The organism is Priestia sp. 40 (assembly GCF_049368575.1).
In the GTDB taxonomy this organism is placed as follows: Bacteria; Bacillota; Bacilli; order Bacillales; family Bacillaceae_H; genus Priestia; species Priestia zanthoxyli.
This window is the reverse complement of record NZ_JBMPZA010000025.1, coordinates 1-23,997: the sequence shown is the minus strand read 5'-3', so window position 1 is coordinate 23,997 and position 23,997 is coordinate 1. Positions and strand designations below refer to the sequence as shown.

Below are 23,997 nucleotides of genomic sequence, written 5' to 3'. Positions count from 1 at the left end.
CACGTTATAAAAGCAGTTGTATAGTGAGTACGCAAGGCGGCAGTCTGTCTTTTTTAATTCTTAGTAAACTTATAAGTTAAATGAAATATTTAAGCACTGCATAAGGAGACGAAGAGATGAAAAATGAATTCCGTTTGGCAACAAATGACGATGCAGATAACTTATTGAACTTAACTCTACAAGCATACAAGCCTATTCGAGAGCTAGGCATTCCTTTCTTAGCAGCTACTGCTGATCTTGCCCTCGTTAAGAAAAATATTTCTCAAAACCTTTGCTATGTGTACGAAGAAGAGAAAAGAATCGCTGCTACTGTATCTATACGAATGCCTTGGGGAGAACATCCAGGTCCGTTTGCTGTTCCGCATCTTTGGTGGTTTGCAGTAGACCCGTCGTTTGCCAGGAAAGGAGTTGGGTCTAAGCTGCTGCATCTAGTAGAGGAAGAGGTAATAAAAAATACGTTTAAATCACCAGGTGTGTCTTTAGGAACAGCAAAAGAACATCCTTGGTTAGTTGAGATGTATGAACGAAAAGGATATGTTCAAGCTAAAGAAAAGCACCTTGCAGAAGGTTATACGACCATATTTCTTTATAAAAAACTCAATGAGATACACTCTTTGTCGTAAAAGATAGAGAAGTGCTCCAAATTAAGACATGTGAAAGAGTGATAAATATGACAGATCAATTACTACTAAATAAGCTAATAGACATACGCCGTGAGCTGCACCGGTTTCCAGAGCTTTCAATGAAAGAATATGAAACAACTAAACGTATTAAAAAGTGGTTAAAGCACTTTGATATTTCTATAGCGGATGCGTTCCATTTAGACGTAGGAGCAGTAGCAGAAATTGTGGGAGGAAAGCCGGGACCTACTATCGCTATTCGAGCTGATATTGATGCGTTGCCAATTGAAGAAAAAACCAATCTGCCATTTGCATCTGAAGTGAACGGTGTTATGCACGCATGCGGACATGATTTTCATACGGCTTCTATAATCGGAGCAGCCATCCTTCTTAAAGAGCGTCAGCAGGAGCTTTGCGGTACGGTTCGATTTATCTTTCAGCCTGCCGAAGAAACGGCTTCTGGGGCAAAAATGCTAGTTGAAAAAGGTGTGCTCGAAGGAGTGGAAGCGATCTTTGGGATGCATAACAAACCGGATCTTCCTGTAGGAACCATTGGTATCAAACCAGGACCTTTAATGGCAAGTGTTGATCGTTTTGAAATTGACGTCAAAGGAGTAGGAGGTCACGCGGGTATTCCTGAAAAAACAATAGATCCGATTGCTGCTGCTGGTCAAATTGTTACTAGTTTACAAACCATTGTCAGCCGTAATCTCAGCCCATTTCAAAATGTTGTTGTCAGCATAACTCAAATCCATGGAGGGAGCTCGTGGAACGTCATTCCTGACAAAGTAACGCTTGAAGGAACGGTGCGTACCTTTCAAGAAGAAGCGAGAGAAAAAATACCGGCTCTTATGAAACGAACTGCTGAAGGGATTGGCGCAGCTTTCGGGGCTTCAGTAGACGTTAAATGGTATCCGTATCTTCCTGTAGTAAACAATGATGATAGGCTGGAAAAACTGGCTATTAAAGCCGCAGAGGATATTAGTTATCAAGTCGTAGCAGCTGAACAATCGCCTGGAGGAGAAGATTTTGCCGTATATCAGCAGCATGTACCAGGATTTTTTGTATGGATGGGTACAGCTGGAGAATATGAATGGCATCATCCTTCTTTTTCATTAAATGAAGAGGCATTACTTGTAGCAGCTTCTTATTTTGCTAATCTAAGCTTTCATTTTTTGAATTCATTCCATTACCCAAAAAATTAAAATATTTTCATTTTTCTATTTACGCGGATGGAATTGTTTGATAAAATAAATTTTAAATTAAAAAAGTTATCACGAGTGGACGAGAGATCTGGCTCTTTGACTCCACAGCAACCTACGAATGTAAGGTGCTCCTACCAGCAAAGCATGTGCTTTGGGTGATAAAACGGGTGAAAAACTCATTTTGCATCAAAGCAAAATGAGTTTTTTTATTTTTCTAAAAGGAGAGGGTTTTATGAGTCATACAGCAGTTGCAGCATATACAGGAGAGAAAGCATTAAAGGAAGCAGTGAAATTATTAGGAAAGCATTATCAAGTAGCTTATCGTGAATTAGAAACATTTTATGAAATTGTGGTCGAAAACCATGTTCGTACATATGCTGTAGGCATAGATATTAAAGATGTACAAAAAGCAAATGAACTAGAAATTTATTCATCATGCTGTTCCAAGCTTGAGCGAGTAGGCTGTCTTTTATAGAAGAAGTTTGCTCGCGCCTCTATTTTTTTAGTGTTTTTAAATAGAAAGCATGGTTTTTGACAAGCAAAGAATCTGGTGGGTATAATCAATACTCACTAGCTTTTAAAATTAATCATAAATTGTCGAAATTTTTACACAAATTGAAGGTTACATTCGAAATGAATTGTGGTATGTTATAAAACAAGAATATTTTATGAAAGGAGCATTGAAATGGAAATGTCTCTTGAACACGGAAACGATGCAGGAAGTGAACAGCTTATTGATCGTATCCTAGACTTTTTAGAAGATGACGCAAAGTAAAAAAAAGAGTGTGCGGTGCTATCCCTAGCCGCGCACTCTTTTTTTTATCATGTGCGTAAAGGCAGCGCCATACTATGATACATAGGGAGAGATTGAAAGGGTCTCTGTCAAAGGGATTGACGAATGGTTTTGTTTGATAGAAAATTTAGAAAAAGGAAAGAGATGAAGGGTATGTCGAACAAAACATCTTTGTATCAAACAAAAGAACAGTTAAAAAAACTTGTAAGCGAATTGGTTTCTATACCTAGCGTGACAGGAACGATGGCAGAAGTGGAAATGGCTGAATCGATAGCGTCGTATTTATTGAAGCTGCCTTACTTTCAAAAAAACGAGCAAGTCGAGCTTCATTCAACAGGAGACGGGCGGTCGATTGTCACAGCTTTTGTTCAAGGGAAAAATACGAACAAAACAGTTGTACTAGTAAGTCATTACGATGTAGTGGATGTACAAGATTATGGACAGTGGAAAAAGGATGCTTTTCACGCTGATACATTAACGAGTACTTTTTATAGCCACATGGAACAAGTTCCCGCGCACGTACAAAAAGATATGATAAAAGGAGACTGGCTTTTTGGCCGAGGAACGATGGACATGAAAGCAGGCATTGCCCTTCACATCAGTATGGTTGAACGAGCATGCAACGGAGAGTTTGACGGAAACATCCTGCTGCTGTCGGTACCGGATGAAGAAGTAAATTCGCTTGGGATGAGAAAAGCAGTCCCTGTTCTTTTAGAACTTGCCCGCAAACATCAGCTGGATTTTTCTCTCATGCTAAATGCAGAACCAGTGTTCAGCCGCTATCCTGGTGATCAAACGAACTATGTGTACTCAGGATCGATTGGGAAGATCATGCCAAGCTTTTTGTGTTATGGAAAAGAAACTCATGTAGGGGAACCGCTAGCTGGTTTAAATGCTAATTTACTAGCTTCTTATTTAACAAAAGAAATAGAATTAAACGTTGATTTTTGCGAAAAAGTAAGAGATGAAACGAGTCCACCTCCTACGGTGCTGGTACAAAAAGATTTAAAAGAAGAGTATTCCGTTCAAGTTCCTCACTCTGCCGTTGTATTATTTAATTTATTTATGTTAAACCGCTCTCTTAAAGAAGTAACAGATCTGCTGTTGAAATCGGCTGACAAAGCGGCTTTGAATGTGAACAAACATTATAATAAAGCCGCTAGGCAGTACGCTGCGGGAATGGAGGGTTCATCTCTTGACGTGAACGTATGGACGTATGAAGAACTTTATACTCATGCAGTCAAACAGCACGGTGAAAAATATGTGCAAGAAATGGAAGCAGCACTTTTGGCACAAGAGGATGATGACAGAAATAAAACCATTAAATTAGTAAACTCTTTAGCTGGTTTATGTAAAGAAGCAGCTCCGATGATGGTCTTATTTTTTACGCCGCCTTTTTACCCGGCCGTTTGTTCACATGATGATCCCTTTGTACAAGGGATTTTGTCAAACGTACAGGCAACTGCTAAAGAGAAATTCCAAGTGGAGCTAGTTGAACAAAGTTATTTTGGTGGAATTTCGGATTTAAGCTATGCCAGCCTGCAGCATCCGCTTCATACATTTAACACGTTAGTAGCCAATATGCCGCTATGGAATAAAGGGTATCATATCCCGCTAGAAGAGCTAGAGGAGCTGAAGATGCCGGTGCTGAATATTGGACCGCTGGGAAGAGATGCCCATCAATGGACCGAAAGATTAGACGTTCAGTATTCCTTTGAAATTTTGCCTCATTTCATTTATCAAGCTATAAAAGAAGCACAGAAATAAACATCCGCCCGCGGATGTTTATTTGTTGAATTTAAAAGAAGCTCCTTGTACGGTAAATTGTTGCGGTGTTAGAGCGTGATCCAATTCAACCAAAAATGGACGCTCTCCAACTTTTTTTAATGTATCATGGACAACACCTTGTGTTCCGCTGCAAAAAATAAGGTTTCCTCCATTGATATATAGTTTTTGACAACGTGCATCAAGTAAAGAGTCTTTGTAGCTTTCGCCAGACTGAACGTCCAGCAGTTTCATCCACTTGCTGATGGATTCTTCGAGGTTATGTACAGCACAGTAAATATTTTTCAGCTGCATCTGACCAGATTGGTGGGAAGAAAGAGCCGCTAGCTTTGGCTTGCGTTTTTCTTCTGGTTCACCCCATTCAATAAAAAAAGGAAGAGGCAGGGAATCGTGGTCAGCTTCAATAAAACACATTTTCCATTGAAGTCTTTCTCCATCATTGGTTTGACGAGAACCCGCTACAGGACCTTTTACAGTGACGTTCTTGCTTTCCAGCTCTTTTATCAGCAATTCCATATCATCTGTACGGAATGCAAATCGACCAAAATGACCAATCGGTGTATGTTCGTTAACAAGCTGCTGAATAAGGTCATTACCTGTAACATTTTGAGCTAACGCGATATCTCTAAGCCCAAGCCATTCAATATAGCTGAGGTTAAAATAAGCCAACGTGTTAAAAGTGCCCCATCTTTCATGGATGCCCCCTTTAACGACGTTTATTCCGTATTCGTTTAGTTCTTTCTGAGCTTTGATAGGATCAGGTGAAAAATGAACAAGGTGATCAAAAGATAAGTGCATGGATAGGCCTCCTCTTAAGAGAGATTCTTTCCCATTATTATACTTTGTTTTCTTTTTTAAGAAGAGTAAAACGAATGATTATGTAAAATAAAATCTATAAAAAAGCAAGCCGCGTATAGTTTAAACTCGACTTGCTTTAGATTTATTTAGCGGCGACAGCCATGCCCTTTAAAGCAGCAGCCAAATGATTTATTAAACCATGGATATGAGCAGCAAGGTGAACCGCAGCGACAGCGGCGACGGCTAGAACGACGAGTAGAACGGCGAGTAGAACGGCGAGTAGAACGGCGAGTAGAACGACGAGTAGAACGGCGAGTAGAACGACGAGTAGAACGGCGAGTAGAACGGCGAGTAGAACGACGAGTAGAACGGCGAGTAGTGCGGCGAGTAGTGCGGCGAGTAGTGCGGCGAGTAGTGCGGCGAGTAGAACGGCGGCGTGAGCGTCTGTGGCGTGCAGTTGGCTCTTGGTACATAAATGTTTCAAGCTCAGTAGAAGCAATCGCTTCTGTTGCTTCTCTAATTCTTTCAGCAGTGATATGCATATAAACACCTCCTGGCTAATTCGGTACATAATACAATATGTACAAGGAAGGCGTTTGGATATAGTGAAAACATGGAATTTGTCTAAATTTGTGAAAGAAATGGAGTGGTTTTCATGCTTCAAATCCTCGAACATCAAAGAGTGGATATCGCTCTTCAAATAGTAGCTTTGCAAATAGAAGCTTATCAAGAAGAAGCAAGGCTCATTGGTTTTTCAGACATTCCTCAGCTTACAGAAAGCAAAGAAGATATTATAAAAAGCAAGGAAGTGTTTATCGGAGAAATGATTGAACGTAAGCTAGCTGGCGTGCTGTCGTTTGAAAAAGAAAATGAGCGATTAACGATTTGCCGCCTTGTTGTGCGTCCTCAGTACTTTCGAAAAGGGGTGGGCAGCCGTCTTTTGGCGTATGTACTTCAAAGATATTCAGAATGTGAGTGTATGGTGTCTACAGCCGAGCGAAATACACCTGCCATTAAGTTATACGAAGCTCATCAGTTTTCCATTATAAAACGTACTGCAGCTGCTGATAATCTTGTGTTAGTAACGATGAAAAGAGATTGAGACATAGCTAAATTAATCCAAAGACTAACAAATTAGCTACATGAGCTAGTAGGAATCGGCTGTTGATTTCCGTGCAAGACTTCGCTTTCCGCAGGCGGGGATGAGCCTCCTCGTCGCTTCCGCTCCTGAGGGATTTCATCTCTACCGCTTATCCCGCAGGAGTCTCCGCTTTGCTCTCCAATCACCACAGCTAGAATACTCATAACAATAAAAAAATCCGAACGCGTTGGATTCTTCATCAAGAATCTCGATTCATCGTTCGGATCTTCCTTCAGCTAAAATACTTTTGTCCAAGCCTCTACGATGAGAGTGTTTGCTCAGAATAATCTAGAGCTGTATGGCGCTGAATCAGCAGTAAAGCAGCTAAAGTGACAACGGCTCCGATAATAAAAGGCAGCGTCATATGGAGTTTAAAAGCAAATGCACCAAGCAGAGGGCCAAAAATACGCCCTAAGCTATCCATTGAAGCAGTTAGCCCCGAAGCAGAGCCATATCCTACTTTGGTTCTCATCGTAATCAATGAGAGGACACAAGGGCGAATAAGGGCATTTCCTGCTGTAAATATGCACAGAAATAAGGTAGCGTTAGCGGCACTAGAAGATAACAAAATAGACGTGAATCCTATTGCTGAAACCAATAAGCCAATGGCCATCAGCTTTTTTTCATTTCCTTTTTTAAATCGCTGCAGCACACCGCCTTGAATCAACGCTTGAGTTAAACCGCTCGCCATAAACATCCATCCGATTGTCGTAGGAGTAGCATTAATTTTCGCTATTTGAAAAAATTGAAAAGTAGCTTCTAATCCAGCGAGCGTAAAAGTCGCTAAAAATGAAAGAACATATAAATACTTCATAGCTCCTTGAAAATCTGACGTGAAGTCATGCCATCTGGATGTCTGTACTTTGGCAGCAGATTCTTTTCGTAAAGATTCTTTTAACGTAAAGAATGAGAACGCTGTCATAATCAGTGACAAGATACCAGAGATAACGAAGGGAACAAACAAACCGAAAGATGAAAGGATGCCGCCTAATGCCGGTCCAAAAATAAATCCTAAGCCAATCGACATTCCTAACAGTCCCATTGCTTTCGTACGGTTTTCTTCATCTGTACTATCAGAAGCGTATGCAAAAGCACAAGGAATAACAGCTCCTGCAAACAAACCTCCAATGATGCGTGACATATACATTAAAGTCAGAGAGTTTTCTGCCATCGAAAAAAGAAAAAAGCTTGCGCTAAAGCCAAGTAAGCCCCAAAGTAAGATGGGACGGCGGCCTTTTATATCGGAAAGCTTCCCCCAAAAAGGTGCGGTAATAAAAGATGCGATCGAATAGCTAGCCATTAGTATCCCTAAATTGACCGTGCTTGCACCCGTGGCACGAATAACTTCAGGTACGATGGGGATAATCACTCCGAAGCCGACAAATACCATAAAAATAACAAACATTAACGTTCCAAGCTGTTTGTTCATATGCAATTAAGCCCCTTTCTCTGTAGAACATGTCATGAGTTTAGTATATCAAATACAACGGAATTTTTTACGTATATTTGGTAAAAAGCGTTTTATTTATTAGTGAAGAAAACATGTTAATATTTACCTGTTACGCTGATGATGATACAATTTTAAAAAAAGGGAAGTGAAGCAATTGCCAATATGGATTGTATTTGCTGGGATCATAGGCGGTCCTTTAGGATTTGGGGCGCTAGTGGATTATATAGCTAAAAAGAGAAGTATCGAGCTAGATCCAGAAGAAGGGATAAAGAATGCTTCTGATGCAGAACAAATCTATGTGGAAAATTATCTTTATCAAACAAAAGAAAATAACAATCACTTTCAATAAAAAAAGCTTGGAGACGAATCTCCAAGCTTTTTTAATGAGGTAAAAAGATGAGCTGATACAGAAATAAAACAGCAAAGACATACACAAGCGGATGAACTTGTTTGCCTTTTCCTTTTACCAGCTTCATTAACGGATAAGAAATGAAGCCAAGCGCAATTCCTGTTGCAATACTTGATGTAAGAGGCATCGCTAGAACAACTAAAAAGGCAGGGAACGCTTCATCAAAGTCATTCCAATTAATTTTAGCTACAGCACCCATCATCAAGCTTCCGACAATAATTAATGCAGGTGAAGTAATAGCTGCTACGCCAGAAACCGAGCTTACAACTGGGCTAAAGAACGCTGCCACAATAAATAAAATGGCTACCGTCACACCCGTTAGACCTGTACGTCCGCCTGCTGCTACACCAGATGAAGATTCAACGTAAGCCGTTGTTGGGCTTGTACCAAATAAAGCGCCAATCGTTGTACCAAATGAGTCAGCAAGCAGTGCTTGACGCACGCGAGGCATCTTATTACCTTTCATAAGACCGGCCTGTTGAGCTACTCCTACCATTGTACCTGTTGTATCAAAAATCGTAACAAGTAAGAAAGAAAAAACAACTGTGTACAAATCATGATGAATAACATCTCCAAAAGCAGCAAAAGGATTGGAAATCATTAAGCCGTCTGGAAGGTGAGGGGAAGCAAACAAACCTTTATCAAATGAAAGCTGTCCTCTAAAGAAAGCAATTAATCCGGTAATAATCATACCGAAGAATAAAGCGCCGTTTACATTTAGCGTATATAAAATGATTGTAATCGCAAGTCCGATTAGTGTTAACACTACTTTTTCAGACTGCAAATCACCAAGTCCAATTAAATTTGATTTATTTGCAACGATAATACCAGCTGAACGAAGTCCGATAAAAGCAATAAATAAACCGATACCAGCACTGATTGCGTGCTTTAAATTGCTTGGAATAGCTTCAATTAATTTTTCACGAAACGATGTTAACGATAGGATGATAAAGATAATACCCGCTACAAATACAGCTGAAAAAGCAGTAGCATAGTCGATACTTCCATTTGAACCAACAACTAAAGCAGCAAAGTATGCGTTCATTCCCATACCGGGAGCAATAGCGATTGGATAATTAGCTGCAAGAGCCATCCATAGCGTAGCTACGACTGCTGAAATAATAGTAGCTGTAAATACTTGATCAAAAGGAACGCCGGCGCTGGACAAAATAACTGGGTTCACAATGACGATATAAATCATGGTTAAAAACGTTGTAATACCAGCTAAAATCTCTGTTTTAGCATCCGTGTTATATTCTTTTAACTTAAACATAAGTAACCTCCAAAAATAACGAACATTAAAAGCAACATGATATATAATATTCGTTTTTTACTTGAAATGCAATAGATTTGCATATAAAAAATCAAAAACTAAAAAAGTGACGATAAAAGAGCTAAAACAAGTGTGAAATATTTCTTTTTTTCGGTGCTTTTTATAGTGTGTGCGTATAGAAGAGGCTCATACGAAAAAAGCCGCTTGGGCTGTAGCGGCTATGTTGCTTGTTTTGAGACAACGACTATCGGAAATTTTATTTTAATGGAAAGAGTTAAATCGTGATACGTGTATTCCAAGCGTCCGTGATAGTTGGAAACAAGTTCAGAAATGATCCACGTGCCAAGGCCTTCGTGGCGTTCTTTCTTTTCTGTAACATGAAAAGAAGTAAATAAGTGATCTTGACGCTCTCGTGATAAAGGAGCGGTAGAATTGCTGATTTCTAAAATGTAAATGCCACTTCGAATCATAGTCGAAACGGTTATCTCTTTTCTTTCAGAAGAATGAGCGGCTTCTAAAGCGTTATGCAGTAAATTCATGATGAGATTCATTTGGTCAAGGTGCTTTAAAGGCAGCTGTGATAACGGTGAATCTAATTGAACATTCATATTTATTCCCCACGTATGTGCTTGATTTTTGCTTTGATGTACAACAGAAGCTACGTGCGAATGTTCACCTTGAATATATGAATGGGTATCATTCAAAGCTTCAACGTAATCTTGAATATACTCTTGTGCCTGCTGTCTTTGATTTGTTTCTAGAAGATAGGATACGGCGCTGACATGTTTAATAAAATCATGTCTTTCAGCTCTTAATGCTTGAAAAAGCTCATTGTTTTTTTGAATTTCACGTGAAGCACTGCTTTCCCGGTTGGTTACGAATAGGTATTGTTGATAAGACGAAAACATGTCGGTCATGTAACCAATCATTGCGATAACGGTTAGGCCAATGCTAAAAGGTGAAGATAGGCTAAATAAAAGCAGGAAAAAAGACGTCAGTACGATTGCTTTTTTTATCGTTAGTGAAGGAGCCGTTTGATATTTCTTTCTCCATATAAAAAATGAACCAATTATAAATGAACTAAGTAGGAGATGTAAACTAACAGGCAGGTCTTGAAAAAAGAGGAGCACGAAAACAGTTAGTAAAACTAGTGTGTAAAATAGTTTCATTTTAAATAGTCCCTCCTTTAAAAGTATTCTTTTTGCAAGATGTCTAAATTTGTTTTCGTGATTAAAGCTGTTTTTTCGGTGCTTTGAAACATCACTGAGTATGAGTGCTTAGTATACAGGGAGAAATTTTGAATATAGGAAATATTGATAATAAAAGCTCGATGAGACCTTAGAAAATGACTCGCTGTTAATTCTTTTTCAATTTCGTTTAACGATTGATACGTACTAAACTCTCCATTTGTCGTTATGATGGTGGTAGAGCGACCCGTTCGTTCTGCAAATATAATATCTTGTTTGTTCAGCACTTGCATTTCGGTTTTTTGTTTTAAAATAAGCTTATCTCTTGTGTTATTTGATTGGTTTTTTTGATGAAAACGCTGAATGCCTTTTAACAGACGTTCTTTAGAATAAGGCTTCATAATGTAGTCTAAAACGTTGAGTTCAAATGCATGAACGGCAAAGCCGCTGTGCCCAGTGACAAAGATGACTTGAATATCAAGTGCGTAAGCATTGATAAAGTCTGCAAGCTCATAACCTGATAGCTTTGGCATTTCAATATCTGTAATTAATAAATCAATTTCATTTTTTTTAATTTCGTTATAAGCTTCCTCCGCGCTGCTAGTCGAAAAAAGTATGTCTATATCATCTTCTCTTTCTAAAGAAATCCTCAATTTCTCTAAATCATATGAATGATCATCCACTAATCCTACCTTCATAAATAAAAACCCTCTTTGTTTCATTCTATTGGATATTACCACACTATTTTACCATGATTTACAAGATGGAAAGGACGTTTCGTGACATAAAAAACCCTCTTTATGACAAGATGGAAGATGCTGAATGAAAAATAAGCTAAGATATAGTCAATCACAGTAAAAGGGGAGAGCGGATATGATTGAAATCAAAGGTGTTACGAAATATTTTAAAGAGAAAAAGAAAACAATTGCAGCTGTTCAAGATGTTCATGTAACCATCGCACAAGGAGAAATTGTAGGACTATTAGGTGAAAATGGAGCGGGGAAAACAACTCTTTTACGTATGCTGTCGACTGTACTTGAACCATCGGAAGGTAATATGTTCATTCACGGAATTAACATTCATAAACAGCCCGATAAAATAAAACAAAGAATTGGCGTGCTTTTTGGCGGTGAAACAGGTTTATACGACCGTTTGACAGCTCGTGAAAACTTAGCTTATTTTGCTAAGTTTTATGGAATGAGCAAACATGAAACAAAGATAAGGATTGAGGAGCTGGCCAAACGTTTTGGAATGAAAGATTACTTGGATCGCCGCGTCGGAGGCTTTTCAAAAGGAATGCGTCAAAAAGTAGCCATTGCACGCACTATTCTTCATAACCCGGACGTTATCCTATTTGATGAGCCGACTACAGGATTAGACATTACATCAGCAAACATGTTTCGTGAGCTTATTAAAAGTCTGCAAAGAGAAGGGAAAACGATTATTTTTTCCAGTCACATTATGGAAGAAGTGGAGATGCTGTGTCAGTCTATCATCATGATTCATAAAGGAAAAATGATTTATCAAGGAACAAACGAACAGCTGTATAAAGAAGAAGAAAGCACAGACTTAAACTACATCTTTATGTCGCGTATCGTGAGGGGGGCTTAAGATGATTTGGCATATTTATAAAAAAGAGTTAATTGATTGTTTGCGAGATCGAAAGACGATTATCTTTAGCGTGTTGATTCCTATTTTGTTAAATATAGGGATTATCTTTTTTGCCGACAAAATGATGGCTAGTAATCAAACAGATTCCATGTCTGTAGCTGTTACAAAGGATTCTGATGCCAGTGTGATTGACTGGTTAAAAAACGATGACAATATTAAAGTAATCGAAAGCAGAAACCCACTCAGTGCTGTAGAACAAGGGAAAGCGTTAGCGGCGTTAAAGGTGCCAGACGATTTTTCTTCAGAAGTGCGTAAGATGAAATCGCCAGAAGTTACTGTTTATACGGATTCAGCGAGCATGAACTCAGGTGCTACCGCGGAGTATATACAAAATATACTGAATAAACATCGAGAAGCTATAGTTAGCGAACGCTTAGATCAACTAAATGTGAATAGTGAAACGATGGCTCCGTTTAATGTGGTTGAAAAAGGAGTATCTAAGGAAGATGACGGCTCTTTAACAATGATTGCGATGTTTGCGCCAATGATTATCATTATGGGCGTTTTAGGTGGCATTCTTCCTTCTGCCAATGATATTTTTGCAGGTGAAAAAGAACGAAAGACAATGGAAGCTTTATTGATGGCCCCTGTCAAACGAACGCAATTACTGGTTGGAAAATGGCTTACTATCTCTACATTCGGTATCATAAGCGGCCTTTTGTCTACATTGGCATTTGTTTTCTCTGTACGTTATTTAACAACTGTATTAAATGATGCACTGCAGCTTAACGGTCATTTTACAACCTTTATTTTATCTTTTTTAGTCACCCTTACTCTGCTAGCGCTGCTAGGAGCTATGGTATTATGTATTCTTAGTCTTTTAGCAAGTTCGGTTAAAGAAGCGCAAAGCTATACATCTCAGATTATGATGGTAGCGGTACTTCCATACTTTTTACTGATGGGAAAATCCGTACACGAACTGCAGCCAAGCGGATTTTTAATTCCTATTTATAACGTATTTGCACTTATGAAACAGCTTCTCTACGGTGTCTATGACATGCAGAGTCTCATCTATACAATAGGAAGCTTATCGGTTTGTACGGTTGTTTTATTTGCGGTTGGTTATACGATGTTTACGAAAAGCCGCTGGGTGCTTGGTAAAGGTTAAGAGACTGGGCAAAAGTAGTTTAGTTGAAGGAAGGTCCGAACGAGTAATCGTTCGGATTTTTTTATAGGAATGGTGAACGTAGGTTTCAAGTATGTAATAAGCGCTTCATAACAGCTCATTTACCACATTTGTTTGTTTCTAGATTAAAGTGATTTCGTTATGTCTTATCCTTTTTGTAGGGAAAGAGCAATCAAAAGAGAATGTAGAAAGAAAGGAGAGTGAGACAGTTGCAGCCTATTCCTATTTATTCCTATTATAGTAGAAGAAATTCCTGACTCTATAAAAAAGTATGTGAAACAAATCGAAAAAGTGACGTTTCCAAAGCAGGGATGTACGTCGGATGTTGGTATCCTTCATACCGCTAAAGGAAGGTATGTTTTAAAGCGAACAAAAGGGGAAAAGTACAGAAAATGGTTATATAAGGAATATTATGTATTAAAGAATATACAAGCACTGACAGACTTTCAAAGCCCGAGAGCTTACAAGTTTGTTCAAACAGCAGAACAAAGCTGGCTGCTGCTAGAATTTTTTGAAGGAAAAACTGTAAGAGAGTATTTAGAGAAGGAAAATAATGAAAAAAAGCGCGAGCACATTGTCTACGAAATGGGGCGTCTTCTTGCTCGTATTCACGATGCGAAGTGTCCAGAACAATTAGTGAGTAAGCAGCTGTGGATCCACCGAATGCTGCAAGAGGCAGAGTACAATTTAATCCACTATAAGGTAGACGGAAATCAACAGCTGTTAAAACAATTACAGGATCAACACATGATATGCAAACAAGAGGTGCTTATTCACGGAGACTACACAATTGATAATGTACTTGTGCACGACGGTCGGATAACAGCTGTTATTGACTGGAGCGGAGGAACCTGTGGAGATGCTCGTTATGATATGGCGCTTGCTGTGCGCTTTGAAGACGTAATCTTTACAGTTAAAGAGCGCGCGTGTTTTTTTAAAGGATACGGCAAGGGGATTTCACAGCACGAATTTTGTTATTTTGCAGAAGGATTGTACGAGTTTTTCTAAGCAATAATGACATCATTTTCTTCATTTGTTGAACGTCCACTTTCTTTGACGAATTCATACTAGTTTTGTCACGTATGAAGGGATTTAAAGATTTCTCTCGAAATGGCTAGTAAATGAAAAAAATGGAGGGATGGAATATGACGATGAAAACGGTAGATGTGGCAAAGTCGCTGGGAATACATCCAAGTACGGTATTAAAGTGGGTTAAAATGGCAGATATCGAGCTAGAGAGAAATGAATCGGGACACTGTGAGTTTACAGAAGAAAATGTTGAAGCACTTAGAAACTTCCAAAAAAACCGCAATCGTCAAGCCGTCGTCAAAGTGGTCGAAAAAGTAGTAGAAAAAGAGGAAGTCGTTATATCTGATGAACGTGCGCAAGACATGCAAAAGCAGCTGGATCAGCTTTTTTTAAGGCTGATTGAAAATGAAAAGCGTACAGAAGAAAAAGCGGGAGAAGTAGTTACCTTTCAAATTTTAGAGCATCGTTCAGAAATCGATCGATTAAATAAAGTTATTACGAAATTAGAAAATCGAGTAGTGGAACTTGAAAGTCAGTTAAAAAATGAAGATAGCTTAAAAGGTAAAAAGCCTGTTCCAAGATGGAGAAGCTTTTTAACCGGTATTTTTAGCTACTAGCAGCGATTTACCATAACGGTAAATCGCTTTTTTTATGGAATTTTATGAAAAATACATCAATTCGTACAGGTTTGTGGAAAAAAATCTCAATAATAGTTGACGAAACGCTTAGTAATTTGATAAAACTAATTAAGTTAAGAAAGTGAAATACTTTCGTAAATATATATTCGTTATCATGTGATAGCGTTAAGGAGAGTGACAAGTGAAAAAAAGAGAAGAGCTCGTTCAAGAAATGGAGACGCTGTTTCGCTTTGTGTTCAGACAGCTTCGCCAAGAAATTAATGAAGTATACAATTCAGAGCTATCAACAAATGAATTTATGGTGCTTCGTATGCTGGTTGATTCCGGCAGGCAGCGATCAACTGATTTATCAAAGTATCTTCAAGTGTCAGCAAGTCACATTACGGCGGTAACCGACTTGCTTTTGTCAAAAGGCTACATTGCGCGCAAACGGTCTGAAAACGATCGGCGTATTATTGATATTGAACTGACCAAGGAAGGACAGGATATTTTTAATGCTATTCAAGAGAAGAAACGAGCGTATTTTATCGAACGGTTTGAGCATTTTACAGATAAAGAAATTGAAACGATGAATAAACTGTTCCACAAAATTAAAGAAAGTAAAAAATAAAGCGCTTTAAAGTCGAAAAATAATCAGTGAATATTGGCTTCACTGATTATTTTTTTGTCTTAAAAAGCAAAGAGTACGAAAGGCAAGTTAGTTGGTGAGAATATAAAATCAGCGTATAATAGTAGAAAGAATACATGAAGGAGGTCATCTTTTTGACAGAACAATATGAAGTAGCAACTTTTGCCGGCGGCTGTTTTTGGTGTATGGTGAAGCCCTTTGATGAACAGCCAGGCATTATAAAAGTTGTATCTGGTTATACAGGCGGTCACAAAGAGAACCCGACGTACAAAGAAGTATGCTCAGAAACAACGGGCCACTATGAAGCGGTCCAAATTACATTTGACCCAGAAGTTTTTCCATATGAAAAGCTTTTAGAACTATACTGGCCTCAAATTGATCCAACGGATGCAGGCGGACAATTTGCGGATCGAGGCGACTCGTATCGAACAGCTATCTTTTACCACAACGAACACCAAAAGGAACTAGCCGAAGAATCGAAGCAGCAATTAGAAGCAAGCGGTCGTTTTTCTGAGCCGATTGCTACACAAATTCTACCGGCAAAACCGTTTTACGAAGCGGAAGAATACCATCAAGGTTATTATAAGAAAAATAAATTCCGCTATGCTATGTATCGACGAGGATCTGGACGTGATCGTTTTATTAAAGAAAACTGGAAAGACTTTGGCCGCGACGAGCAGCTGAAAACGACATTAACGCCTATTCAATATGAAGTTACTCAAAATGACGCAACGGAACCTCCGTTTCGCAATGAATTTTGGGATCATACAGAAGATGGTATTTATGTAGATATCGTGTCAGGAGAGCCGTTGTTTAGTTCAACTGATAAATATGATGCCGGATGCGGATGGCCGTCTTTCACAAAAGCGATTAATGAAGATGAAGTAAAAGAAAACATGGACGTTAGTCATAATATGGTTCGTACAGAAGTACGAAGCAAAACGGCTAACTCTCATTTAGGTCATTTATTTGATGATGGTCCGCAAGATGCAGGCGGCTTGCGTTACTGCATCAACTCAGCAGCTCTTCGATTTGTTCCGAAGGAAGATTTAGAAAAAGAAGGATACGGGGAATACGCTGTTTTATTTAACAAATAAAATAATATGAAAAAAAGAGCGTGATTCAACTTAAAGTTGGCTCACGCTCTTCTTTTTGTGCTTTCTTTTGTTTTATTTTGGCTCGAATGAGGCTATAGAGAAAAAGGAAAGGAATGTAGCCATAAATAAAGTAAAAGCCGGTCATGGATAATCGTGTATTAAGATGATCGATAGTTTCTCGATCGTCAAAGAAAATAGAAAAACCAAGAAGGGCAATAAGAACTAATATGAGAAAAATCGTAGGCGGCTTATTAAATGTTTTACTAAATCCACGAATTGTACACCATACGCTGACAGCAATAGTAGGAAGAACGACTAAAAGCCACAGAGAAATTAAAATATATTCAAAACGCTGTAAAAATGGAATTTCAATAATTTTAGCCATTGTTAAAGTTGGCCAGATGGTATGGCCTAACTGTCCTTGACTAAAGTAAGCAAATGACACTAATGCCGTGCACAAATATAAAAAAGTACTGAACAAAACGCCATATTGCCCCCACTTCTGACTAGTAGCGCCATTTTTTATAAACGGATAGAAAAAAAGCACGGATTCAAACCCCAAATTCTCAAAGGTCATCATCTTAGTCGAAATTAAAAATTCCCATATCGTGTGATCAAACAAAGGAAATAAATTATTAATGTGCCCATACTTCAAAGGGTAAATTAAGGCAAATATGAGCGGCAAGGGAAGCATGACCCCAAAAAAGGCAATTCCAGTAATCACACGAAACCCACCGGAAACCGTGTAGTAAATAATAGGCAAGTATACAAGTGATACGATCCATGTTTCTAACTGTGGAAACATCCATATTTGTAAAATCTCTACGTAGGTTCGGTAAATCGTTAACGCAAAGATAAAATAATAAATGGAAGCGGCAAGAGTTAAAGCTCCTCCAAGGTATTTACCGAAATATAACCGGTGAATATCAACAATATCGCTGTTTTCACGAGTTAAGATATTAAAGATCATGGCTAATAAAATACAAACGCTGATTGCAGCAAGGAAGATGGATATCCATGCTTCATATCCGGCACCTTTAATAATATAACGCTGAAATCCTAGTATTCCAACGCCAATCTGAGTAGAGTGAACTAAGAAAAAAAGAAAAGAAGGGGAAACTTGATTTTCTTCTTTAATTGTATTGTGCATCTTTTCTTCCTCCTAGTTGCTAATACCGGTTTGAATAAGGTGAACGCGAGCTTTTACTTCAATATTCATATCCGGATATTGCGCTTTAAATTCTTCACTGTTAAACCTTCTCGTTTTACTTCGAACATAATCTGTAAAACAAATGGGGTCGATCCTATGTTGCTGAAGTTTCTTAATAAAGGCATCCCCATCTTTTTCAATATCTTTTTGGAGCATTTTTTCAACCATTTTAATACGAGTCGGATCAGTTAGGTCCACCCATCCAGGAAATTCTTTTACAAGGCCATCGATAGTTAAGTGCGCAACAATACTTGGATGTTGATGATTTCCTTTAATTTCATACTTCGTTTTGGTGCGCAAGTTTTGCAATATAATTTCGCCTTTACGGTCATTCTCTTTAATTTTTACTGCGTAGCGTCCGTGCTTTGTTCCGCTTGTTAGCAGCTTAAATAAAAATGTTTCTTTCATTCCAATGGTTGTAACGACTTTTTGTTCTTTGAAAAGCGCCAGACCCTTTAATTTAATAGCATCTTTTTCTTGTGCTAAAACAGGAAGATACGGGTCACGGTCGTCGCTAAAAAAACTGAATAAAAAAATTTGTAAATTGGTGTTAGGCAAATTTTCTGTGCGGATATTTTGTTCGATTAAATTAGAAATAAACTGATAGTCCTTAATTTTCTTTTTTGTAACGGAGCTTAATAATTCATGTGCGTTGCCGTCTACAATGCTTAATTTAATATTACGTCCAAGGTCTGGATTTCTAGCAATTGTATTTACTAACTCATCTACTCCATGTGTCGCAAATTCTTTTCCCATAACGATGCTTCTCAGCTGCCCAAACGCGACGGGAAGAGATGATTTATTGTTTAAACGGAGTGGAATATCAAATGATGAATTAGCAGTAGCCGCAATAATACTCGGTTCTTCCGTTGGTCCGTATTTATAGATAGGGTATAAAATTGTTCCTCTAACTTTATTGCTTTGAGGAATATAATCATATCCGATGGAGTTGACTACTTGAATTTCGTCAATCGTTTCACGGTCTGCACAGCTCGTTAAAAAAGTAAGGCAAGTGCATAAAATTAGTATTCTTTTCATGACGTTTCCCCGCTTTACTCATTATCTAAATTACTTTTTCGTTTCATCTTATTCGCTTTATTAGGGTTATAGCGGAAGCGTTCTAAAGGACGTAAGTAGCTTGGACGCTTTGCTGTATGACTATAGGGCAATCGCAGAAATGTATCCCTGTACTCTGTGGGGCGAAACGGAAAAAGCGGAACAAGATAAGGCATGCCCAAAGATTTTAAACGAAGCAAATGAACCAGCAAGAAACAAAAGCCAAATGTGATGCCGACTAAACCGAACGCAGTGGCAAACAAAATAAACGGAAAACGTAGCAGCCGGATCGTGTTAGACATTTTAAAAATAGGCGTTGTAAAAGAGGCTAAAGCTGTCAGTGAAACAATAATAAGCAAAATATTGCTTGTTAACGCAGCTTCTACCGTTGCTTGCCCAATAACAATCCCGCCTACGATTCCCAGTGTTTGCCCTACTTTTGTTGGAAGTCTGGCTCCTGCCTCCCGAAGCAGCTCAATGGTGATTTCTAAAAAAAGTACTTCGATGACCGGTGGAAAAGGAACGTTTGTCCTTGAAAAGATAATAGGCCCCAGCAAATCTTTTGGAAGCATCTCATAATGATACGTAACAATGGCTACATAAAGAGGCGTAGCAAAAATAGAGAAAAAGACGCCCAAAATACGAATAACCCGGAAAAATGACCCTAGAACCCACGGTAAATAGTAGTCCTCGGGTGAAATAAAGAAGTCAAGCAATGTTGACGGTCCGGTAACTGCGTAGGGTGAACCACTCGAAAAGAAGGCAGCTTGCCCGTTTAACAGACTAAACAGAACTCGATCAATCCGCTCTGTTGTTAAAAAAAGCGGAAACGCCGTAGAAGAATTATCGGAAATCAATTGATCAAGCATTGTACTATCAAAAATGACGTCAAAATCTATTTCTTCAAGGCGCTGGGTCATGGTCTCTACGTGCTGAGGATTCGTTACGCCTTCTAAATAAACAAGCACCACGCGCGTTTTCGATTTATTTCCTACGGTGAGTTCTTTAAAAATAAGGTTTTCGGAAATGACCGTTTTTCTCATTAAATAGAGATTGACATCTAAATCCTCCACAAAACCAATTTTAGGACCAACGACGCTGAACTCATTTTCCGTTTCATTTTCTTTTCGAAACCCCGTATCAAAGCTTTGAACTTTAATAAGAGCTACTAGCTTATCGTCTTTATGCAGTTGAAACATCACATAGCCGCGCAGCAGCTTTTCTAAAATTTCTTTTGTATCTTTTGTAACAGAAATATCTTCAATCGGCAGAACATTTTCGACTTCATATACACTGCTTAACGTGAAGTCTAGTTTTTGAAAAGGCTCAAGTATTTTATCTTCAACACTTTGCATATTTACGAGCTGCTTAAAATAAGTAATGATGTATTTTCGATGCTGCGAACCAATAGCTAATGTTGTGAAATCACTTGATTTTTTAAATTGTTTAATCAGTTCATCCAATGTTTTTTTGGGCTGATCGTCTGCATTCTTTTTTTTAAATAAATGTTTAAACATAACCGTGCCCCTCGCATGACTTTCTATTACTGGTAGTTTGTTCATGTACTTCCTTTTTATTCGACTATTTTTTCTCAAGAAGAAAGGAAGAATATAAAGACAAACTTTACACTCTTTTACAATGGATAAACAGTGGGTTTACGTTTAAATGATAACTTTAGAAATGTCAAAGATAATTACATAAAGGAGCGGGTACATTTATATGAAGAAAAAATTAGCAGGTATTACACTGGCAGGAGCGGTAGCATTGGCCTCGTTTGGTGTAGGAAACTCACTTATTCAAACGGAAGCAAAAGTGGAGCATAAGTCAGCTAAGAAACCTAAAAATGTCATTATGATGGTAATGGACGGGACGAGTTCAAATGCTACTACACTCGCAAGATGGTACAAAGGAAAACCGTTACACATGGATCAGCTAATGGCCGGGGGAGTACGGGCGTATTCGGCAGAATCTGCTATTACCGATTCCGCTCCGGCAGCTACTGCTTTAGCAACAGGAAATAAATCAAATTCAGGCTATGTAGGCGTGTTGCCTTCGGTAGTAAATACGCCTGGAGTTAAATCTGTAGAGAAAGAGGATCAGTTTCGTCCGGTAGCAAACGTTCTAGAAGGAGCAAAGCTTTCAGGGCGCGCGACAGGAATCGTGGCTACTTCTGAAATCCAGCATGCCACACCAGCTGGGTTTTCAGCTCATAACTATAACCGTGATGACTTCCAAACGTTAGCTGAGCAGCAAGTATATCAAAACATGGATGTAGTGCTTGGAGGAGGTAAGCAGTCTCTTCTTCCAGGAGCAGAAGAAAAAAGCCGGAAAGACGGTGAAAACTTAGTCAATGTATTGAATAAAAGAGGATATGACTTTGTAGAAAACAAAAAAGAATTAGAGCAGTCGCGCTCTAAAAAAATCTGGGGGAACTTCGCTGACCGAGACTTGGCGTATGATATGGACCGCCCACAGACAAAAGCAGAACAGCCAAAGTTGTCCGAGATGACAAATAAAGCAATAACGACGTTGTCAAAAGATAAAGATGGTTTTTTCTTATTTGTTGAAGGGAGCAAAACGGATTGGGCAGCTCATGCCAATGATCCAGTAGGAATGATTAGCGATGTATTAGCGTTTGATGAAGCAGTGGGCAAAGCAGTAGAGTTCGCTAAAAAAGATGGAAATACGATGGTTATTGCGATTGCCGATCATGGGAACAGCGGTCTTTCAATCGGTAATGCAAATACAACAAAAGGATACGATACCACACCTGTTTCTGCTTATATTGACCCATTAAAAAAAGCAAAAATGACGTTAGAAGGCGCTACGTCTAAATTAAAAGAAGATTTATCAAATAAAGAAGAAGTAGCTGCTTTGTATGGTTTATCAAATCTAACTTCAGAGGAAAAAGCGCAGCTGACTAAAGCAAGAGATAAAAAAGAAATCAGTGCTACACTACCGAAGCTATTAGCCAACCGAGCAAACCTTGGATTCACAACGGGCGGTCATACGGGTGAGGATGTATTTTTATACTCGTACGGCGTAAATCGACCAATGGGGCACTTTGATAATACGGATATTGCCAAACATATGGCTAAGTCAATGAACATTAACTTAAACGAATTAACAAACGAATTGTTTATTGAAGCAAATAAAGCGTTTAAAGGCTCAAATGTAGCGATTGACACAAAAGACAAAAACAATCCTGTGCTGGTAGTAACAAACAATAAGCGAACGGTACGTTTTCCAGTAAACAAAAATATTGCGATTGTAAATGGGAAAGAAATGCAGATGGACAGCGTAATTGTACAGGATAAAAATGGTCGCTTCTTTGTACCGAAACAGGCACAGCAAATTGTAAAAAATGCAAAATAAGAAATAAATGTAAAACAGGCCGAAGTATAACTTTAGGCCTGTTTTTTTACAGATAATAGATGGATAATTAGGTGTGTTAGCCTTTATAGAGGAATGAATTGATTTATTTTACAAATAAATAGCTTTGAACTCTTAAAGGAATGGAAAGTCTTCACCTTTAAATATATGTGATTTATACTATGAAATGGTATAATAATCATAGTTCTAAAAGGAACTAGTTCGGAATACATATGTAAGTTCATAACGTTATATGCTAGAATTTTTATAATAAAATGAATAAAAAATACATAAATTTTTTCAAGTAAAATTACAAATACAGGGTTATTAAGGGTTTTGTGTAAGTAATTACCTTGAATAAAAAGTAAAAAAATGAATAAAAGTATGGGTGGAAGAACGTAGAACATGTTTTAATAGTAAGAGAAGACAAAATGATTGAAAATAGCGTGTCGCCTTTATCAAAAATATTAAATAAAGATTCTGGCATGCTGGTTTACAGATTATAAAAAGGGTATTAAATCATTGTTAGGAAAATAAATGATAATAGATAAACGGTTTTTATTTCTTCTTCTAGAAAACCTACAATTATTGCAATATTCCCCATGAACAATCGTTATGTGTTCATTAACGATTAGCGTCCGTGTAGATCATTCATCTCACCATAAAAACACTATAAAGATGTGTAGACATGCATAAAACAGAATGGGCAATAGTTCGTACTATACTTTAACATTGTATCCTAGGGGGAGTCAGGATGAACAAAATTAACTTAATTATTGCCGATGATAACGAAGATTCGGTTGAAATTTTAGATTACTTTATAGAACAGCTTCCGGAATTTGAAGTTATCGGAATCTGTAAAGACGGAGAGCAGCTCGTACAGGAAGTGATGGTTAAAAGTCCAGACCTTTTGCTTGTAGACATTAATATGCCTACGATTAACGGTGTAGATGCAATAAAAAAGTGTCTGCGCATTAAGCCGAATTTAAAGTTCATTTTTATTACAGGTTATGATGAATTTGCTGTGAAGGCATTTGAACTGTCGGCACTCGACTACATTGTAAAACCGATTGAAAAAACAAGGCTTTATATGGCTTTAGAGCGGGCTAAAAATTCCATTGGAATTGATAAAAATCAGTTGAAAAAGCCAAGTGATCAATTAAAGAGGCTGCCTGTAAAATTTAATGGGTCTACTTATTACATTCCAATTGATCAAATTATTTTTATCGAAAAATCAGGGAAGAAATGCTTAATTTATACTCAATCACGTGTCTATGAGACATATGAAAATATCAGTGATATCTATATGTATTTGAATCCTTCGGTATTTAGTCAAACACATCGGTCTTATATCGTAAATTTACAGAAAGTTTCACACATAACGCCGAATGAAGCGGCGCACGAAAAACGCGAAAGCGTTTCACGATAAATGCGAAACGCAGTCCCTCAGCTTCGTAAGTAGGGTTAAATACCGCTTTGCATAACTGAACGAAGTAAGCTACATAACAT

24 protein-coding genes and 1 riboswitch are annotated in these 23,997 nt (G+C 38.2%); of the genes, 14 read left to right on the top strand and 10 right to left on the bottom strand.

What is annotated here, in order from left to right:
• Nucleotides 1-116: 116 nt before the first annotated feature.
• The 4 genes from ACO1DI_RS24870 to ACO1DI_RS24855 all read left to right on the top strand — a co-directional run bounded on the left by ACO1DI_RS24870 (nt 117) and on the right by ACO1DI_RS24855 (nt 4,385).
• Nucleotides 117-623: a GNAT family N-acetyltransferase gene (locus ACO1DI_RS24870; RefSeq protein ID WP_014461126.1), complete on the top strand. Its 507-nt coding sequence runs from the start codon at nt 117-119 to the stop codon at nt 621-623.
• Between the two features lie 47 nt (nt 624-670).
• Entirely contained in the window at nt 671-1,825 is a 1,155-nt protein-coding gene (locus ACO1DI_RS24865; protein ID WP_014461125.1) for an amidohydrolase, read from the top strand.
• 63 nt (nt 1,826-1,888) lie between these two features.
• A riboswitch (SAM riboswitch) is annotated at nt 1,889-1,990 on the top strand.
• Nucleotides 1,991-2,057: 67 nt separating this feature from the next.
• Nucleotides 2,058-2,300, top strand: coding sequence for a hypothetical protein (locus ACO1DI_RS24860; protein WP_014461124.1), 243 nt, complete (start codon nt 2,058-2,060; stop codon nt 2,298-2,300).
• Between the two features lie 471 nt (nt 2,301-2,771).
• The gene (locus ACO1DI_RS24855; RefSeq protein ID WP_115653314.1) at nt 2,772-4,385 is read left to right on the top strand and encodes a M20/M25/M40 family metallo-hydrolase; all 1,614 of its coding nucleotides are present in this window, start codon (nt 2,772-2,774) and stop codon (nt 4,383-4,385) included.
• An 18-nt stretch (nt 4,386-4,403) separates the two neighbouring features.
• Here ACO1DI_RS24855 and ACO1DI_RS24850 read toward each other — a convergent pair whose 3' ends face one another.
• Together ACO1DI_RS24850 and ACO1DI_RS24845 are read right to left on the bottom strand one after the other, a co-directional pair.
• Nucleotides 4,404-5,201: a VOC family protein gene (locus tag ACO1DI_RS24850; RefSeq protein WP_014461121.1), complete on the bottom strand. Its 798-nt coding sequence runs from the start codon at nt 5,199-5,201 to the stop codon at nt 4,404-4,406.
• 146 nt (nt 5,202-5,347) lie between these two features.
• Complete coding sequence (locus ACO1DI_RS24845; RefSeq protein WP_014461120.1) at nt 5,348-5,743, bottom strand: CotG/ExsB N-terminal domain-containing protein; 396 nt, start codon at nt 5,741-5,743, stop codon at nt 5,348-5,350.
• A 113-nt stretch (nt 5,744-5,856) separates the two neighbouring features.
• Between ACO1DI_RS24845 and ACO1DI_RS24840 the strand changes: the two genes are divergently transcribed.
• Nucleotides 5,857-6,303 carry a GNAT family N-acetyltransferase gene (locus ACO1DI_RS24840; RefSeq protein ID WP_182420767.1) on the top strand — a complete coding sequence of 149 codons (447 nt, stop codon included), beginning with the start codon at nt 5,857-5,859 and terminating at the stop codon, nt 6,301-6,303.
• Between the two features lie 32 nt (nt 6,304-6,335).
• Here ACO1DI_RS24840 and ACO1DI_RS24835 read toward each other — a convergent pair whose 3' ends face one another.
• Together ACO1DI_RS24835 and ACO1DI_RS24830 are read right to left on the bottom strand one after the other, a co-directional pair.
• Nucleotides 6,336-6,542 (bottom strand): hypothetical protein, encoded by a 207-nt coding sequence (locus tag ACO1DI_RS24835; RefSeq protein WP_226701066.1) that lies wholly within the window; start codon nt 6,540-6,542, stop codon nt 6,336-6,338.
• Nucleotides 6,543-6,601: 59 nt separating this feature from the next.
• Nucleotides 6,602-7,771 carry an MFS transporter gene (locus tag ACO1DI_RS24830; RefSeq protein WP_371905456.1) on the bottom strand — a complete coding sequence of 390 codons (1,170 nt, stop codon included), beginning with the start codon at nt 7,769-7,771 and terminating at the stop codon, nt 6,602-6,604.
• Nucleotides 7,772-7,946: 175 nt separating this feature from the next.
• Between ACO1DI_RS24830 and ACO1DI_RS24825 the strand changes: the two genes are divergently transcribed.
• On the top strand, nt 7,947-8,141 hold the full coding sequence (locus tag ACO1DI_RS24825) for a hypothetical protein (RefSeq protein WP_014461117.1): 195 nt from the start codon (nt 7,947-7,949) through the stop codon (nt 8,139-8,141).
• Nucleotides 8,142-8,172: 31 nt separating this feature from the next.
• Here ACO1DI_RS24825 and ACO1DI_RS24820 read toward each other — a convergent pair whose 3' ends face one another.
• The 3 genes from ACO1DI_RS24820 to ACO1DI_RS24810 all read right to left on the bottom strand — a co-directional run bounded on the left by ACO1DI_RS24820 (nt 8,173) and on the right by ACO1DI_RS24810 (nt 11,359).
• Nucleotides 8,173-9,474 (bottom strand): NCS2 family permease, encoded by a 1,302-nt coding sequence (locus tag ACO1DI_RS24820; protein WP_014461116.1) that lies wholly within the window; start codon nt 9,472-9,474, stop codon nt 8,173-8,175.
• 218 nt (nt 9,475-9,692) lie between these two features.
• Nucleotides 9,693-10,643: a sensor histidine kinase gene (locus ACO1DI_RS24815; RefSeq protein WP_226701068.1), complete on the bottom strand. Its 951-nt coding sequence runs from the start codon at nt 10,641-10,643 to the stop codon at nt 9,693-9,695.
• A gap of 17 nt (nt 10,644-10,660) precedes the next feature.
• Nucleotides 10,661-11,359, bottom strand: coding sequence for a LytR/AlgR family response regulator transcription factor (locus ACO1DI_RS24810; RefSeq protein ID WP_108674508.1), 699 nt, complete (start codon nt 11,357-11,359; stop codon nt 10,661-10,663).
• Between the two features lie 175 nt (nt 11,360-11,534).
• Here ACO1DI_RS24810 and ACO1DI_RS24805 point away from each other — a divergent pair, with 175 nt between their 5' ends.
• From ACO1DI_RS24805 to msrA, 6 genes are all read left to right on the top strand, one after another.
• Complete coding sequence (locus ACO1DI_RS24805) at nt 11,535-12,272, top strand: ATP-binding cassette domain-containing protein (RefSeq protein WP_108674509.1); 738 nt, start codon at nt 11,535-11,537, stop codon at nt 12,270-12,272.
• A gap of 1 nt (nt 12,273) precedes the next feature.
• Nucleotides 12,274-13,440, top strand: a complete 1,167-nt coding sequence (locus tag ACO1DI_RS24800; RefSeq protein WP_014461111.1) for an ABC transporter permease — start codon at nt 12,274-12,276, stop codon at nt 13,438-13,440.
• 291 nt (nt 13,441-13,731) lie between these two features.
• Nucleotides 13,732-14,466, top strand: coding sequence for a phosphotransferase family protein (locus ACO1DI_RS24795; RefSeq protein WP_226555851.1), 735 nt, complete (start codon nt 13,732-13,734; stop codon nt 14,464-14,466).
• Between the two features lie 137 nt (nt 14,467-14,603).
• A complete protein-coding gene (locus tag ACO1DI_RS24790; protein ID WP_042992263.1) occupies nt 14,604-15,104 on the top strand; it encodes a MerR family transcriptional regulator in 501 nt (166 codons plus the stop codon).
• A 202-nt stretch (nt 15,105-15,306) separates the two neighbouring features.
• Nucleotides 15,307-15,735, top strand: a complete 429-nt coding sequence (locus ACO1DI_RS24785; RefSeq protein WP_182420763.1) for a MarR family winged helix-turn-helix transcriptional regulator — start codon at nt 15,307-15,309, stop codon at nt 15,733-15,735.
• 152 nt (nt 15,736-15,887) lie between these two features.
• Nucleotides 15,888-16,850 carry a peptide-methionine (S)-S-oxide reductase MsrA gene (gene msrA / locus ACO1DI_RS24780; protein ID WP_371905457.1) on the top strand — a complete coding sequence of 321 codons (963 nt, stop codon included), beginning with the start codon at nt 15,888-15,890 and terminating at the stop codon, nt 16,848-16,850.
• 25 nt (nt 16,851-16,875) lie between these two features.
• Here the strand turns inward: msrA and ACO1DI_RS24775 are convergent, their stop codons facing one another.
• From ACO1DI_RS24775 to ACO1DI_RS24765, 3 genes are read right to left on the bottom strand one after another with little or no spacing between them, the layout of a single operon-like run.
• On the bottom strand, nt 16,876-18,000 hold the full coding sequence (locus ACO1DI_RS24775; protein WP_014461106.1) for a GerAB/ArcD/ProY family transporter: 1,125 nt from the start codon (nt 17,998-18,000) through the stop codon (nt 16,876-16,878).
• A gap of 12 nt (nt 18,001-18,012) precedes the next feature.
• The gene (locus ACO1DI_RS24770) at nt 18,013-19,098 is read right to left on the bottom strand and encodes a Ger(x)C family spore germination protein (RefSeq protein ID WP_047751418.1); all 1,086 of its coding nucleotides are present in this window, start codon (nt 19,096-19,098) and stop codon (nt 18,013-18,015) included.
• 14 nt (nt 19,099-19,112) lie between these two features.
• Entirely contained in the window at nt 19,113-20,633 is a 1,521-nt protein-coding gene (locus ACO1DI_RS24765; protein WP_014461104.1) for a spore germination protein, read from the bottom strand.
• 202 nt (nt 20,634-20,835) lie between these two features.
• On the opposite strand from ACO1DI_RS24765, the gene ACO1DI_RS24760 reads away from it, so the two are divergent.
• Together ACO1DI_RS24760 and ACO1DI_RS24755 are read left to right on the top strand one after the other, a co-directional pair.
• Complete coding sequence (locus ACO1DI_RS24760) at nt 20,836-22,491, top strand: alkaline phosphatase (RefSeq protein WP_014461103.1); 1,656 nt, start codon at nt 20,836-20,838, stop codon at nt 22,489-22,491.
• Nucleotides 22,492-23,242: 751 nt separating this feature from the next.
• Nucleotides 23,243-23,917, top strand: coding sequence for a LytR/AlgR family response regulator transcription factor (locus ACO1DI_RS24755; protein ID WP_423145680.1), 675 nt, complete (start codon nt 23,243-23,245; stop codon nt 23,915-23,917).
• Nucleotides 23,918-23,997 lie beyond the last annotated feature (80 nt).